Annotated in this window: 13 protein-coding genes; all 13 read left to right on the forward strand. The window is 70.9% G+C overall.

What is annotated here, in order from left to right; genetic code table 11:
- The first annotated feature begins 807 nt into the window (after positions 1–807).
- The 13 genes from KCH48_RS37785 to KCH48_RS37845 all read left to right on the forward strand — a co-directional run bounded on the left by KCH48_RS37785 (position 808) and on the right by KCH48_RS37845 (position 12,902).
- Positions 808–1,377, forward strand: coding sequence for a hypothetical protein (locus KCH48_RS37785; protein WP_210581897.1), 570 nt, complete (start codon positions 808–810; stop codon positions 1,375–1,377).
- Between the two features lie 71 nt (positions 1,378–1,448).
- Entirely contained in the window at positions 1,449–1,733 is a 285-nt protein-coding gene (locus tag KCH48_RS37790) for a hypothetical protein (protein WP_210581899.1), read from the forward strand.
- 119 nt (positions 1,734–1,852) lie between these two features.
- Entirely contained in the window at positions 1,853–2,488 is a 636-nt protein-coding gene (locus KCH48_RS37795) for a hypothetical protein (protein WP_210581900.1), read from the forward strand.
- 124 nt (positions 2,489–2,612) lie between these two features.
- Positions 2,613–4,316, forward strand: coding sequence for a hypothetical protein (locus KCH48_RS37800; protein WP_210581902.1), 1,704 nt, complete (start codon positions 2,613–2,615; stop codon positions 4,314–4,316).
- Between the two features lie 118 nt (positions 4,317–4,434).
- Positions 4,435–4,692, forward strand: coding sequence for a hypothetical protein (locus KCH48_RS37805; RefSeq protein ID WP_210581904.1), 258 nt, complete (start codon positions 4,435–4,437; stop codon positions 4,690–4,692).
- Positions 4,693–4,796: 104 nt separating this feature from the next.
- Positions 4,797–5,600: an LPD29 domain-containing protein gene (locus KCH48_RS37810; protein WP_210581906.1), complete on the forward strand. Its 804-nt coding sequence runs from the start codon at positions 4,797–4,799 to the stop codon at positions 5,598–5,600.
- 54 nt (positions 5,601–5,654) lie between these two features.
- A complete protein-coding gene (locus KCH48_RS37815) occupies positions 5,655–6,365 on the forward strand; it encodes a PP2C family serine/threonine-protein phosphatase (RefSeq protein ID WP_210581908.1) in 711 nt (236 codons plus the stop codon).
- A gap of 81 nt (positions 6,366–6,446) precedes the next feature.
- Complete coding sequence (locus KCH48_RS37820) at positions 6,447–7,328, forward strand: N-6 DNA methylase (protein ID WP_210581910.1); 882 nt, start codon at positions 6,447–6,449, stop codon at positions 7,326–7,328.
- Between the two features lie 92 nt (positions 7,329–7,420).
- Positions 7,421–8,653 (forward strand): DUF6573 family protein, encoded by a 1,233-nt coding sequence (locus KCH48_RS37825; protein WP_210581912.1) that lies wholly within the window; start codon positions 7,421–7,423, stop codon positions 8,651–8,653.
- 68 nt (positions 8,654–8,721) lie between these two features.
- Complete coding sequence (locus KCH48_RS37830) at positions 8,722–9,009, forward strand: hypothetical protein (protein WP_210581914.1); 288 nt, start codon at positions 8,722–8,724, stop codon at positions 9,007–9,009.
- A gap of 98 nt (positions 9,010–9,107) precedes the next feature.
- On the forward strand, positions 9,108–10,661 hold the full coding sequence (locus KCH48_RS37835) for a ParB/RepB/Spo0J family partition protein (protein ID WP_210581915.1): 1,554 nt from the start codon (positions 9,108–9,110) through the stop codon (positions 10,659–10,661).
- An 83-nt stretch (positions 10,662–10,744) separates the two neighbouring features.
- A complete protein-coding gene (locus KCH48_RS37840; RefSeq protein ID WP_210581917.1) occupies positions 10,745–11,368 on the forward strand; it encodes a hypothetical protein in 624 nt (207 codons plus the stop codon).
- 37 nt (positions 11,369–11,405) lie between these two features.
- On the forward strand, positions 11,406–12,902 hold the full coding sequence (locus KCH48_RS37845; RefSeq protein WP_210581919.1) for a hypothetical protein: 1,497 nt from the start codon (positions 11,406–11,408) through the stop codon (positions 12,900–12,902).
- Positions 12,903–13,003: the final 101 nt, after the last annotated feature.

A 13,003-nucleotide genomic window follows, 5' to 3' on the forward strand; every position in this document is an offset into this window, starting at 1 on the left:
CCTCCGGCGGGAGTTATGGAAATTGGCCTCCGGCCATTTCCATACCGGCGTGCCTCCGGCCCGGGAAGGAGCGGAAAATGGGTTTGTGCCTCCGGCACAAATCGATGCCGCAGATTTCGTTTCGTGGATGGAGTGTTGGGGTTTTAGTTGAGGGTTCGTCATGTCTCTTTGTCTGGGCAGGTTTAAGGGAATCTCCGATTCCCTTAATAACAGAGGTATTTGATTGCTATTCCGTAAGAGAAAGAAAATCACGGAATACCGAGGGCGGGCAACTCGGCCCCTCCGGGACCCGGTTGCCCTGTGAGGGGTCAGGGGTTGAGCCTGCCTCCGGCAGGGAGGGCGTACGAGGGCAGGAGGAGGGACGGGGAGACCCCGGGTTGTGTGCCTCCCCCCATGTCCCCCATCCCCAGTACGGGCCGAACAGGCCCACCACCCCGGCGCGGCGGCCCCCGCCGACGCGCAACCACACACCCAGGCCGCCCGATCCCCGAAGCCGCCGCCCGACCCGCCCCGCCCCCATTCCTCACTCATCCTTCAACCGGCGCGGGACAAGTGGCAGCAGAGGGGATGTCAGACCCACGACCACACCCGGAAACCTTGGTTGAACTGCGGATACGTCGACCCTCCCAGGGAGGCATGCGCAAGAGATGTCGCAAGAGAAGGTGCAGGAGTAGCCGCAAGAGAAGGCGCAAGAGATGTTGCAAGGTTCGGTGTGGGGGGTCCCTCCCCCAACCGAAGCGTGTATTATTGATTTTGCAGTCAGGCGGCAACCTGGCTGACGCTCAATCACCAACACGAGGAGCACCCTTGGACACCGGAACGGAAACCGTTGACGCGGTAAGCCGACTCACGATCCACCTTGCCGGAGAGCACGAGACCGATGCTTCAATCGGTCTGACGCTCATTCCCCTACTCAAAATCCCTACGGCCATCATCGAATTCCGGCACCCTACCGCCGCGCGCGTGTGGTGGGAAGGCTGGTGCGAGGCGGCCGAAATGCTCGACCGGGTCTTTCCCGAGCAAGTCGACGCGGGCGAATTGCGTGAGCCTGAACTCATCATCAATTCGTTTGTGCTCCTGGATGACGCGCCCCGTCGCGCCAAGGTCCGGGCGCGCAGCGCGGCAGTGAGCCCCGACGGGATCGGCGCACTGTCCGTCACCGTCGGAGGTCTGACGATCGCGTGTGCGTCGCGCAGTGCGGTCGAGTGTCAGGTGCGCGGGTGGCGCGAGGCGTACGACATGTTCGCCCGAGACGGAGGGTTCGGACTCCCGTCCGTCGACGAGGTGGCCGCGCGCGTACGGGCCGACCACGCCCGCCACGGGGTCAACGAGCTGCCTACGGCCGCCGAGGAGCAGCGGGCAGGCCGGAGGCGGTGACGCGCCCAGGGTGGGGCGGCCTCAGGTCGCCCCACCCCTCCCGGAGTTGCGGCCACCAGAGAGGGGACAGCATGAGCGCCACAGGACCGATCAGTCTGGGGCAGCGGGTACGCGTCGAGCGCCGCCCCACCCGGGGTCTGGCCGCCCACGCACGGCCGAGGACCGTGCACCGGCCCGCACCGTGGCCCGAGGTGTGGGAAGGCACGGTGTTGCAAGCGACCTATGAGGACGACGAGTTGACCGCCGTCGAGATCTACGGCAAGCGCGAGAGCACCGGTGAGACCAAGCGCGTTACGTTCAGCCTCGCCCGGAACGCGTTCTTCCGTACGCGGGTGACGCCGGTCAAGTCGCCGTAACTGTCCACGTCCGGGGGGTGATTGAGGGTTGACGGTAACCCCCCGGAAGAGCGTATTATTGATTTCGCGGGTGAGCGGCAACTCACTCGCCGCCAACTCAACCACCCAAGGCAGGGGACATGAGCGAGTACCAAGACCACATCCGGCAGAGCCTCGAAGGAGCGCACCACGACCCGGCCGAGGAACTCGGCATCGACGAGATGCGATGGAGCCCCGCACCCGGCAGCGAGCCCGTGAGCGACGCCGCCGAGACTGCACACGCACTGCTCGACCGCGCGACCGACGCTTACGTGTCTCTCGTGGACGCCGTTCTCGGCGACGGGAAACACAACATGGTGGTCAGCGCCACCACCCCGCACGGTGAGTTCATCGAAGGCCAGGAACTCACCGCGCTCGGTGACACCCTGATCATCAACGAGGCAGCCTCCTTGCGGGTGTGCACAGTGATCGCAGCCGCCATGCTCGGGTGCTCCAATGGCGGCCTGGTCGTGCGGACCTACGGCCCCGACGGATCGGAGTCGGTACGCGGCTGGAAGATCCGGAACTTCTGGCTCTGGCCGATCACCGCCGACGACATCCGAGAGGCGTACAGCGTCGACCCCGAGACCGGCGCGCCGCTGACCCCGGAGCCGGGAGTCGAGTTCCGGCAGGCCGAGCGAGTGCCCCGCCCGGACCAAGACCAGGCCGACACGGGCGCCCGGCACGCCAGCCGCACCGCGCCCCCGGACAACCGGCCCCCGAACCGCCGCAACTGAGTACCAGCCCGCCCGGACCGGTCGCCCGACCGGTCCGGGCGGGAACACCCCTGCCTCCCCCTGCCCCGCCCTCCCGGAGTGAGCGGCAACTCACCCGGCACCAACCCGACAGGAGTGACCCGACATGACCGCGACCACGCAGCCCGACAGCAGCACGCGCACCCCTGCCCAGGAGCCGGCCCCGACCTCTGCCGAAGTGCCGGCGCCCACCGCCCCGACCGCCGATCTGCCCCGCAACCTGGTCCGGCTCACCGCCCGCGCGGAAGCGGCCGGATGGACAACGACCGTCGAGACGCAGCCCGGACACTGTGCGCTGCTGCTCACCGCCCGCCAGGAGACCGGGGAAACCGTCCTGCGGTGCGTGTGGCGGCTCACCGCCCGGGGCTACCGCTGGGACGGCGCCACGCTGGCCCGCAACGGCCAGCAGGCCGCCGAGGGCATCGCGTGGCGTGCCCTGGGGGACCTGGTGGCCGCCGAGGCGCCCACCGCCCGCACGGCGCCGGTCCTGTCCGCCTACGGCGAGCGGGGCGCCGCCCCCGTGACGGCCGAGGTCGTCTCCGCATCCATCGCCGCCACCCCCACGGGCGAGGTCCCCGTCATGCTGCGCCCGTGGACCAAGGCCACCATCCCGTTCGAGCTGTACCCGTCGCGGTTCGTCGGGCGTGCCTACGTGGGCGCTGACTGCCTGCTGGCGCCCGAAGGCGACGATGCCGCCCCGGACGCTCAGCCGGTCCTGTCGGTGCTCCCCTCCGACTACCTCACGTCGAACGCCGCCTACCTCGAAGATCTCGCCGCATACGCCGTGGCGGAGAGCCGCACCGACGAGGAGGGGGCCGCATTCGCCCGGTGGGTGGTCTCGTCCGAGATCATGACGTTCGGGGTGTACGGCTCGGCGTACGAGGCCTGGGTGCGGTCGCTCACCTGCACCATGACCGCCCGCTACGCGGTGCTCACGTACACGCGGATGAACGGCGCGGCGCTGCGCCTGGAGTGCGGGTGCGGGCAGCGTCACACCGGCCGCCCGTGGGAGGGCGCCACGGTGTGGAACGACGAGGGGCGCCACTACCCCAGCACCAGCGCCGTCCCCCTGGACCACGTCGCCGACCTGATCACCGCACGCGGGTACCAGGTTGCGGGTGAGTGGTCGCCCGGCGATGTCGTCCGCCGGGTGGCCGTCGAGCCGACCGCCCTTCCCCAAGCGGAGACGACGCCGACCGTGACCGCAGCGGACGCCCCGCCGTCCGACCCGGGAACGGCCGACGCGTGGGAGTCCGACGGCGGAGCCTGCCCCGGAGCCGAGCCGCCCCAAGGTCCAGAGCCCGCCCCCGAGACGCACCCCGCTGCAATCGCGCAGATGCTGCTCAGCCGCGCGGTCGACGCGTACGTCTCGCTCCTCCGCGCCGTTCTCGGCGACGGCACCCACCGCCTGGTGGCCAGCGCCAGCACACCGCAGGGCGACGTTGCCGACGCCCAGTCCCTCACCCTGCACGGCGACCGCGTCGTAAGCGACCGAGATGCCTCCATGCGCGTAGCCATCGTGATCGCGGCAGGCATGACCGACGGCTCCACGGGCGAACTGACCGTGCGGACCGTCAGCCCCGACGGGTCCGCATCGGTCCGTGCCTGGGCCATTCAGCACGGGTGGCTGCACCCGCTCACCGCGAACCAAGCACGGCAGACGCACACAGTCAGCCCCGGACCCAGCGGGCAGCCGGCCCCGGCATCCGGAATGGAGTACCGGCAGGCCGAGCGCGTCCCCCGCCCAGCACAGGACCGCTCACGCAGGCAGAGCGCCCGCCGTACCACGGGCCCGGACCGGCGCACCTGAGTACCGCCCCGGCTGGGCCGGTCCAACGACCGGCCCAGCCGTCCTGACCCACCCCCGACCGCCCCGTACCGGTCCGAGCCCGTCCGCCCCGGGCCGGCCCCCGGGAGGAGGCACAGCTATGCGACTGAGCAAGCGCCGCGCGACCACCCTGAACCGACGCGCGCGGTTTCTCCACCAACACCGCAAGCAGCGCGGGACGTTGCCGTGCCTGGAGACCGGCGGCGCCCAGGTCTACGTCTACTGGGCGCGCGGTGAAGGCCTGGTGGTGTCCGTCCACCTGGACACCGGCGAGGTACCCGCCGACCTGATCAGCCCGGACGAGACGATCCCGATCCGGATCACCGTCAACGGTCACGAGGTCTTCCAAGCCGACTGAGACGCCAGGGGTGTTGAATCCTCCACCATAGGGCGTATTATTGATTTTACGGATGAGCGGCAAATCATCCGCCGCCAACTCGCCTCGCACCGGAAGGACAGGGCATGGACTACATCGACACCAAGCACGTGGCCGCCGAGCTCCGGAACCGCCTGAAGAACGCGTTCCCCGGCGTGAAGTTCAGCGTACGCAAGGGCACCGGTACCGCCTCCGCTTGGATCTCCGTCTACTGGACCGACGGCCCCTCCACGGCCGACGTCGAAGCGCACACCCGGCCCCTGCAGGGCGCGCAGTTCGACGCCATGGAGGACCGCTACGAGTCCACCGACAACACGGTCACCGTCACCGTCAAGGGCCGGAAGGTCACCGGGAAACCGCTGGTCGACGGCATCAACACCCACCGAGACATCTCCGACGACGCACTGAAGGCCGCCGCCGCCCTGTGGTCCGAGGCCCACGACGGCAACGAGCCCCCCACAAGCGGCATGCTCGACGCCTGCGTCATCGACGGCCACGTCATCCAGGAGAACGGGGCCTCACAGCAGATGTGGCAGATCGCCAGTGACGTCATCCTGCCCCAGCGCTGGGCCGCCGCCCAGGAGCAAGCCGCGGCCGAGGCCGCCCGTCCGGCGAGCGACCAGGAGCAGGGCGAGGAGGCCGCAGAGGGACTCACCCTCACGCACACGGACGAGGACGGGACCACGGTCACCGGTACGCAGCTGGGCGACGGCGCCGCAATCGTGCTGAAGCGGCACGGCTTCAAGTGGCACCGCAAGAACCAGTACTGGTACGCCCCCGGCAGCCGTCACCAGCAGGCCGACACCGCGTTCATGACCGCCGTCGCCGCCGACCTGCGCACCGCCCGACTGACCGTCACCACGGTGTTCCCCGAGCCCGCCACCGTCTGACCATCCCCTCTCGGCCGGGCGCCGTTGGCGCCCGGCCCGCCTCCCGGAGTCCTCATGCGCACCCATGCTGCCTTCCAGCTCATCGGCGACCGCTCCCACCAGTGCGACGCGACCGCCACCTACACCCACAAGAGCGCCCGCGCGTACGTCTTGTGCGACGGCATCGGCTCCAGCGACGCGGTACGCGACTGGACGCGCACCGCCGCCCGCCGTCTCGCCCGTGCCGCCGCCGTGCGCGCCGACGCCAAGGCCGGCCTACGGGCCGTCTACGACGCCTACGCCGCCGAGCCGGACCGCCAGGACCAGTACGCCCGCTACGACCTGCCCGCCGCCTGCGCCGTCGTGGCCGTCACCGCCCCCGGCAAGCCGCTCACCGTCGCGTGGTGCGGAGACGCCCGCGCCTACGTCCTCACCCCGCGCGGCACCCTCCAGCGACTCACCGCCGACCACAACCTTCGCCGCGTCATCCAGGGCAACCGCAACCGCGTCACGTCCTGCCTGGGTTCGACAGAGACCGACCAGCAGAGGAAAGACCAGTACGGCCATCCCGCAATCGAGTCCGCCACCCGCGGCATGGAGAACTGCCGTCTCCTGCTGGCCAGCGACGGCGCGTACGAGCCCCTGGAGGACTCGGCCCGCAGCCTCGCGGACTACCTCACCGGCACCCCGAACGAGGCAGCCCACGACTTCACCGAATCCGCGATCGCCCACGCCGGGACCCACGCCGACAACGCCACCGTCCTCGTCGCCGACCTCACCGGGTAGCGCGCGGCCCGCACGAGAACCCACCGCCGGTCCGGACGGACCCGGACCGGCGGGCCAACCCACCCTGAGAGGCGACGTGTCATGGCAGGCAAACTCAGCAAGGAGCAGGCCAAGAGGCACAACCGGGCGTGCGAACTGGTCGCGAGCAAACGGGACTTGACGCAGTCGGAGCGGGAATTCGTCCTCGACCACTACCACGAGTCCGCGAACACCGGCCGCACCCTGGACGGCGCGTTCTTCACACCGGCGGAGCTCGCCAGCGAAATGCACCTCGTGATCTCCGGCGACCGCATCATCGACCTGTGCGCGGGCATCGGCCGCCTGGCCTGGCACGCCCGCGACCTGGTGACCCGGCACTTCGAGCGTCTGCCGCCGCGGGAAATCGTGTGCGTGGAGAAGAACCCGGAATACGTCCGCGTCGGTCGGCGTGTCCTGCCGGAGGCGACGTGGATCTGTGCTGACGTGCTGGACGTCCCGGGCATGAACCTCGGCCCCTTCGACTGCGCGATCAGCAACCCTCCGTTCGGGCGGATCAAGCGCAGCACCAATGCCCCCGGATACCGAGGACCGCTGTTCGAATTCCACGTCATCGCGATCGCCGAAACCCTGGCCCGCCGGGGAGCCTTCATCATCCCGAGGGACTCCGCACCGTTCCGCATCGAGCGCGGATTCGTGGATCAGGACTCCCCCGCGTACGAGCGATTCCACCGCGAGACCGGAATCTTGCTCCGCCCCAACGTCGGCATCCCCACGGACGATTACCGCGACCAGTGGCGCGACGTCACACCGGCCGTCGAAATCGTCCTGCACAACCGCGACGAAGACGAGCTGGAAGCCCAGGCCGAACGGGCCGCCCACGTCGAGCAGTCGGCTCCCAGCAGGAAGCGCCGGCCCCGGGTCACCGTCGCCGCACCCGAGGCTGCACAGGACACCGGAAGCAGCAACGGGGACACTCTGTTCTGACCACAGTCATCCTACCCAAGTAGGGTGTATTATTGATTTTTAGGAGTGAGCGGCAACTCGCTCCGTCACCAGCTCGCACAGGAGGACGCACGATGACCACGATCCGCCGGAACTGGACCAACCGCATTGCACAGATCCGCGCAGCGGTCCGATCCTGCCGCGCCTACGACTCCGAGACCGGCAACATGGTGCCGGTCGACCCGGCACGGGCGTTCGAGGCCTGGGAGAGCACGCCGCGCGCCCGGCTCACCGAGGACACCCCCGGGCAGAAGTGGACTGTCCACGTTCACTCCAACCGGTTCTACAAGCTGACCGCCGAGGACCCCGGCGCGACCCAGACGGACGCCGCACCGACCGACGAGGGCCGTGCAGCCTCCCCCGCCGCGCCTGTCGCGTGCCCCGGCGACCCGCGTCCGGCCGCCGGACCGGCCGGGGCGCCGGACCACGGCACGGCCCTCGCCCGGGCCCTCGCCCGCCGCAGCCAGACATCCGGCCCCCTGGGGCGCGGCCGCATGCCCTGCCAGCTTCCCGCCAGGGCGGTCGAACTCGTGGGCAAGACCGTCCGCGTGAAGCTCGCCCAGGGCTACAGCCACGAGCAGATCCGGGACGAGTTCGAGCACCAGCGGGCCGAGGCCGAGGCCGCCGGTGACACCGGGAGGGCGACAGCCCTGGCAACGATGCTCACGGTGCACGGCGCGATGACGACCGAGGAGACCACCGCCCAGACACCCACCGGCCCCACCCCCGCCAACCACGGCCACAGCTCCCCGGATGAGCAGCACCTCACCCGGCAACACCCCAACTCCCCGCGCGACGAGGAGCCGAGCGGCGACGACGTTCTGTCCCGCATCGACTCCGTCCTGCACGACGCGGCCGTCACCGAGGACCCCACCGTCAGCGACGACGCCATGCGGTCGGCCCCCCTGGCCGACGAGGACGAAATCATCCACACCTACACACGCGCCCAGGCCCTCGCGGACGGCGTTCTCGTCGCCGCCGACGGCGACTTGGCCCGTGATGCCGGGTTCCGCGTTCCGGTCGCCCTCACCAGCGCCGCGTGGGAGGACTGCGTGGCCTGGAACGACGGCGACAGCGACCGGCAGGTGCCGCAGGACGAGCGGGGCCGCCTGTGGGACGTCCTGTTCACCACCCGTGCGGCCATCCGGCGCACCGGCGGAGGCGACGGCCACGTCACCGTCAACCTCCGGCGTGTGCCGCGCGACGGCCGCACCCGGCAGGCCCGCCCGGTCCAACTCGCGTGTGCGATCGGGCCAGGCGACCACGGCGAGCCCGTGATCACCATCATGCAGCCCGGCGAGGACTGAGCACCCAGCCAGCCCGGGGGCGCAACGCCCCCGGGCCCCCGACCCGAGACCCGAAAGGACAGGCACCCATGACCACCCCCGCAGCGGTCGCGGACCGCGTGGCCGAGATCCTCGGCGGCAGATGGAAGGCCGCCCCCGGCCCCTGGGAGTCCTACGGCCGCCTGGACGCCCCGGAAGCCGACACGTACACGCTCCATGTCGACGACCACGGTGAACTGTGCCTCCGCGCCAACCTCGATCCCACCGGCGAGATCGCCTCGTTCCGCGAAGTGCGCACTCCCGAGGGGATCAAGGCCGTCACCGAGGCCATCGCGGAGGCGATCCGCCAGCACCACACCACCGCCGACCAGGAGTAAAAAGTCCTTGGCCCCCAACCTGCGCGAGGGTGTATAATTGATTTTTAATAGCAAGCGGCAACTTGCTCGACACCAACCGATCGCACGAGGAGCAATCCGTGAGCGACACCGCAACAACACCGATGCAGCGGGTCACGCTGCGACTTGGTCAGATCCGCGTCAACGAGAACAACGTCCGCCAGGACCTCAACCTGGACGAGAAGTTCCTCAAGTCCATCGAGGCCAACGGCGTGAAGGTCCCCGTCGTGGTCCTCCCGCTCGGCGAGGACACCTACGAGCTGAAGATGGGCCACCGGCGCTACTTCGGCGCCCGGACCACGAAGGACACCGAGGAGGAGCAGGACGCGGTCGAGGTTCCCGCGTACGTGCTCGACCCCTCCCTGAGGGAGGCCGGTGAGGACTTCATCGACCAACTCATCGAGAACGACGACGCCTACCGCCGGGGCCTGACCGAACTGGAGCAGGCCGACGCCCTGTTCGGCGCGGTCGGCGCTGGCATGAAGCAGACCAGGGTCGCCCAGCTCACCGGCCGGAGCCGCACCGAGGTCTCCCGCGCGCTCAAGACCTCCAAGACGGTCGGCGAGCGGACCCGTACGGCGCTCGCCGAAACCGGCGCGTACGACCTCGACCTCGAAGTGCTCGGTGTGCTGGGCGAGTTCGACGACGACGCCGACGCCGTAGACCGGCTGCTGGAGGCCTACCGCAAGGGCCGCTTCGAGTTCCAGGTGCAGTGGGAGCGCGACGACCGCGCCGAGCAGCAGGCCCGCGCCAAGGTCCGCCCGCAGCTGAAGGAGGCCGGGGTACGGCTGGCCGAGGACTCCGACACCCTTCCGCCGACCGCCGAGCCGCTCACCGAGCTTGACGGCCCGGACGGCGAGCCCATGAGCGCCGAGGCCCACGCCGGGTGCCCGGGCCACGTGGCGATCTGGGCCGAGAACCCCAGCGAGCCCGGCGAGGTGGACTACTTCTGCACCGACCCGGACCAGTTCGGCCACCGGCCGCCCCAAGAGGACGCCCCGGAGGCGGACGGTGAGGGAGACGTGCAGCAGGCCGAGGCGACGGGTGAGGCCAAGTCGTCGGAGCCGTCGCGCGAGTACGTCAAGGCGGGCAACAAGGCCTACCGCGCCGCCGAGAAGGCCCGGCAGTCGTGGCTGAAGGACCTGATCGGCCGCAAGAGCGCGCCGAAGCCGCTCGCGGCGTTCATCACCGAGCAGCTCCTGACCTGCCCCAAGCCTGTGGCGCAGTGGTCGGGGGACATGGGCCGCCACAACCTCATCAAGGAGCTGACCGGCTACAGCACCCTTGCCGATCGCGCCAAGACGGCGACCCCGGCCAAGCTCACCCTGCTCAACTTCGCAGTCCTGGCCGCGACGTTCGAGAAGAGGTTGAGCGAGGTACGGACCTGGCGCACCGACAGCACCGCCCGCTCCGCCGTCTACGAGCTGCGCGAGATCCGCGCGGACGCCCGCACCTGGCTGACGTTCCTCGCCGAGCTCGGCTACCCGCTCTCCGGCGTCGAACAGGCCATCGTCGACGACGAGCCCTACGAGGAGCACGAGCCGGACGCGGCCGACGCCGACGGCCAGGCCGATGAGGACACCGAGGCCACCCCGGACGGCGCGAGCGCCGAGGACCCCGAGGGCGACTCCTGACCTGCGGCCCGGGCCGGACCACTCGGTCCGGCCCGGGCCCCTCCCCCTTCTCTCTGCGTGCCGCCCGCCCGGAAGGCTTCGCCATGCTCCGCTCCGAACTCCGTCTCACCACCGGCTTGTTCGTCGCCCAGGCCGCCGTCAGCAACCACACGGGCCTGATCGCCCGGGCCGGGCTCGCCATGCCGGCCGCGCCCTTCGGTTCCGCCGCCTGGCAGGTGCCCGCGCTCGTCGCCTACCTTCACCGCCTCCATCAGGACGAGGAGGACCCCTCCCCCGAACTCTGGCGCGCACACACCGAACGCCCTACCGGCCCGGTGCCCCGACCGCACCGCCGCTATCAGGGCAACGGCCTGCACGACCCGGACGCGGTGTGCGTACTCGACATCCAGCTCGGCCCGCGCGACGAAGCCACCGGCTGGCCCGCGGCCGATCTCGCCGTCATCGAGCAGGAGGAGGGCGCCTGCCCCTTCGGGCGCGTCACCCGCCGCCACGGCGCCGAGGCGATCGCCGCATACGCCGCCGTGGAACTGGCCGCCGAGCACGCCCGGCTCATGGACGGTGCCCGCCGGCACCAGGACGCCTCCTTCGTGCGCCTCGCCGACCTGGCGCAGCGCGCGGCCGAGTGGGCCGACAAGGTCCGCGCCGCCGCGCACGCCGACGCCGTCCACGTCCAGGCCGACAAAGCCCGGGCCCGCATCACCCGCTGACCGGCACCACTCACCGCCGCCCGTGGAGGCCTGCGCCATGTACAAGTTCGAGCCCGTCTCTCCGACCTACGGCATCTCCGAGACCGTCGTCGCACACCGGCTGCGCGGCGGCGAACGTGTCCGCGCCGACCTGCCCGGCGGCTACCGGCTGACCCTCCGCGCCCGCGAGCGGCACGGGCCGATCCAGGCGGCCCTGGCCGCGCCGTCGCCCACCGGGCCCGCCCGGATCTGCACCGCGCGCTTCAGCGCCTTCACCCCACTGCCCGCCGCATCGCGCATCCTCGACGCGGTCACCCGCTACGCCCCGGCCCTGCCCGACGCCCGCGACGCGCACCCGCCCCGTGAGGCCGTAGCCCGTCTCCTCACCACCGGCGCCCCGTTCCAGCAGCCCGACGAGCCGGGGCTGTTCGTCCAGTTCGGGCCCGCGCAGGCCTGGCTGGACGGTCGGCGGCTCAGCGTCACCCTGGGTGCCCCCGGCAACGGGCTGAGTCTCATCCTGGGAGGTCCCTGGGACGCGCCGTCCACCGCGCGCCTCACCGCCGTCGTTCTGCGTGAGCTGACCGACGCCGAGCATCTCGCCGGCCAGCTCGCCTCGCTGCTGCCGCCGGGGCCGTGGCAGGTCCTGTCCGACCAGTGGCACCCCGACGCCGCCCTGGTCCTTCCCTCGGCCCCGCGCCGGGACCCTGAAGACCCACTCGGCCGCCGCGTCTCCCGGGCCCTGCGCGAGCTGCGACACGAACTGTGCACGGACCGGCCGGACTGGGACGTCCAGGAGTTGATCTCGGTCGAGGGGTCGGCTGTCGCCCTCCGCGTCACTCCGCGCGAGCGCGCCGTCCCCCGCCTGGTCCGCACAGTGGTGGGCGACGGCCCCCTCGGCCCGGGGGAGTTGGGGAACACCCGCACGACGTTCCTGCCCACCGACCTCCCGGCGTTTCCCTGCCTGGACCCGGCCCTGATCCCGCGCCCCGTCACGGCGCCCCTGGACCTCTACGTCGCACCCGAGCCCGAGCGGGACATCTACGGCGTGAAGCTGGACCTCGGCGGCTGGCGGTACGTCCTGGACGCCCAGCCCGTCGTGTACGGGCCCGGTTGGTACCCGTTCCACCAGCAAGTGACGCGGAGGGAGAAGGACCCCGCATACCCGCTCAACGACCGCGAAGTGCCCACCGGGCGCACGGTACCCACCTCCGTGCGGATCTCCCCCGACGTCGCGAACCGCGCCTGGCGCAACGAGTACGTACAGCTCACCCCCGTCGACCACCGCGTCGAAGCGCGCCTCGAGCTGTTCGCCGGGCGGGAACAGGGATGCCCCCTCGTGCGCACCGTGACGCTGCAGATCGACCTGAGGGCGATGCGGGTGACGCTCCCCGACCAGATCCCCGCAGGCCCGCTGCGCCACCAGGCCGCCGTCAAGGGCGAGCGGATCCTCAGCCTTCTGATGGCCTCGCTGCAGGAACGCGACCAGGGGGCTAGCGAGCCGCGCTCAGTCCTCGGGCCCTGGAGCCGCGGCGACCCTCCCGGCACGGACACCTGACGCCGTAGGGCGGGGTGCGAGCCGCACCGGGCTCGCCCCGCCACCACGGCGGCACTCAGCTCTTTCGCACCACCGCCGGTCCAGGGGCGGCAACCCCGGGA

The organism is Streptomyces sp. GESEQ-4, assembly GCF_017948455.1.
Lineage (GTDB): Bacteria > Actinomycetota > Actinomycetes > Streptomycetales > Streptomycetaceae > Streptomyces.

Bases quoted from the DNA above. Each gene is read 5' to 3' on its own strand.
- KCH48_RS37810 (WP_210581906.1), top strand. From the start codon at position 4,797: ATGGACTACATCGACACCAAGCACGTGGCCGCCGAGCTCCGGAACCGC.
- KCH48_RS37795 (WP_210581900.1), top strand. From the start codon at position 1,853: ATGAGCGAGTACCAAGACCACATCCGGCAGAGCCTCGAAGGAGCGCAC.
- KCH48_RS37790 (WP_210581899.1), top strand. From the start codon at position 1,449: ATGAGCGCCACAGGACCGATCAGTCTGGGGCAGCGGGTACGCGTCGAG.
- KCH48_RS37800 (WP_210581902.1), top strand. From the start codon at position 2,613: ATGACCGCGACCACGCAGCCCGACAGCAGCACGCGCACCCCTGCCCAG.
- KCH48_RS37805 (WP_210581904.1), top strand. From the start codon at position 4,435: ATGCGACTGAGCAAGCGCCGCGCGACCACCCTGAACCGACGCGCGCGG.
- KCH48_RS37825 (WP_210581912.1), top strand. From the start codon at position 7,421: ATGACCACGATCCGCCGGAACTGGACCAACCGCATTGCACAGATCCGC.
- KCH48_RS37820 (WP_210581910.1), top strand. From the start codon at position 6,447: ATGGCAGGCAAACTCAGCAAGGAGCAGGCCAAGAGGCACAACCGGGCG.
- KCH48_RS37830 (WP_210581914.1), top strand. From the start codon at position 8,722: ATGACCACCCCCGCAGCGGTCGCGGACCGCGTGGCCGAGATCCTCGGC.
- KCH48_RS37845 (WP_210581919.1), top strand. From the start codon at position 11,406: ATGTACAAGTTCGAGCCCGTCTCTCCGACCTACGGCATCTCCGAGACC.
- KCH48_RS37840 (WP_210581917.1), top strand. From the start codon at position 10,745: ATGCTCCGCTCCGAACTCCGTCTCACCACCGGCTTGTTCGTCGCCCAG.
- KCH48_RS37815 (WP_210581908.1), top strand. From the start codon at position 5,655: ATGCGCACCCATGCTGCCTTCCAGCTCATCGGCGACCGCTCCCACCAG.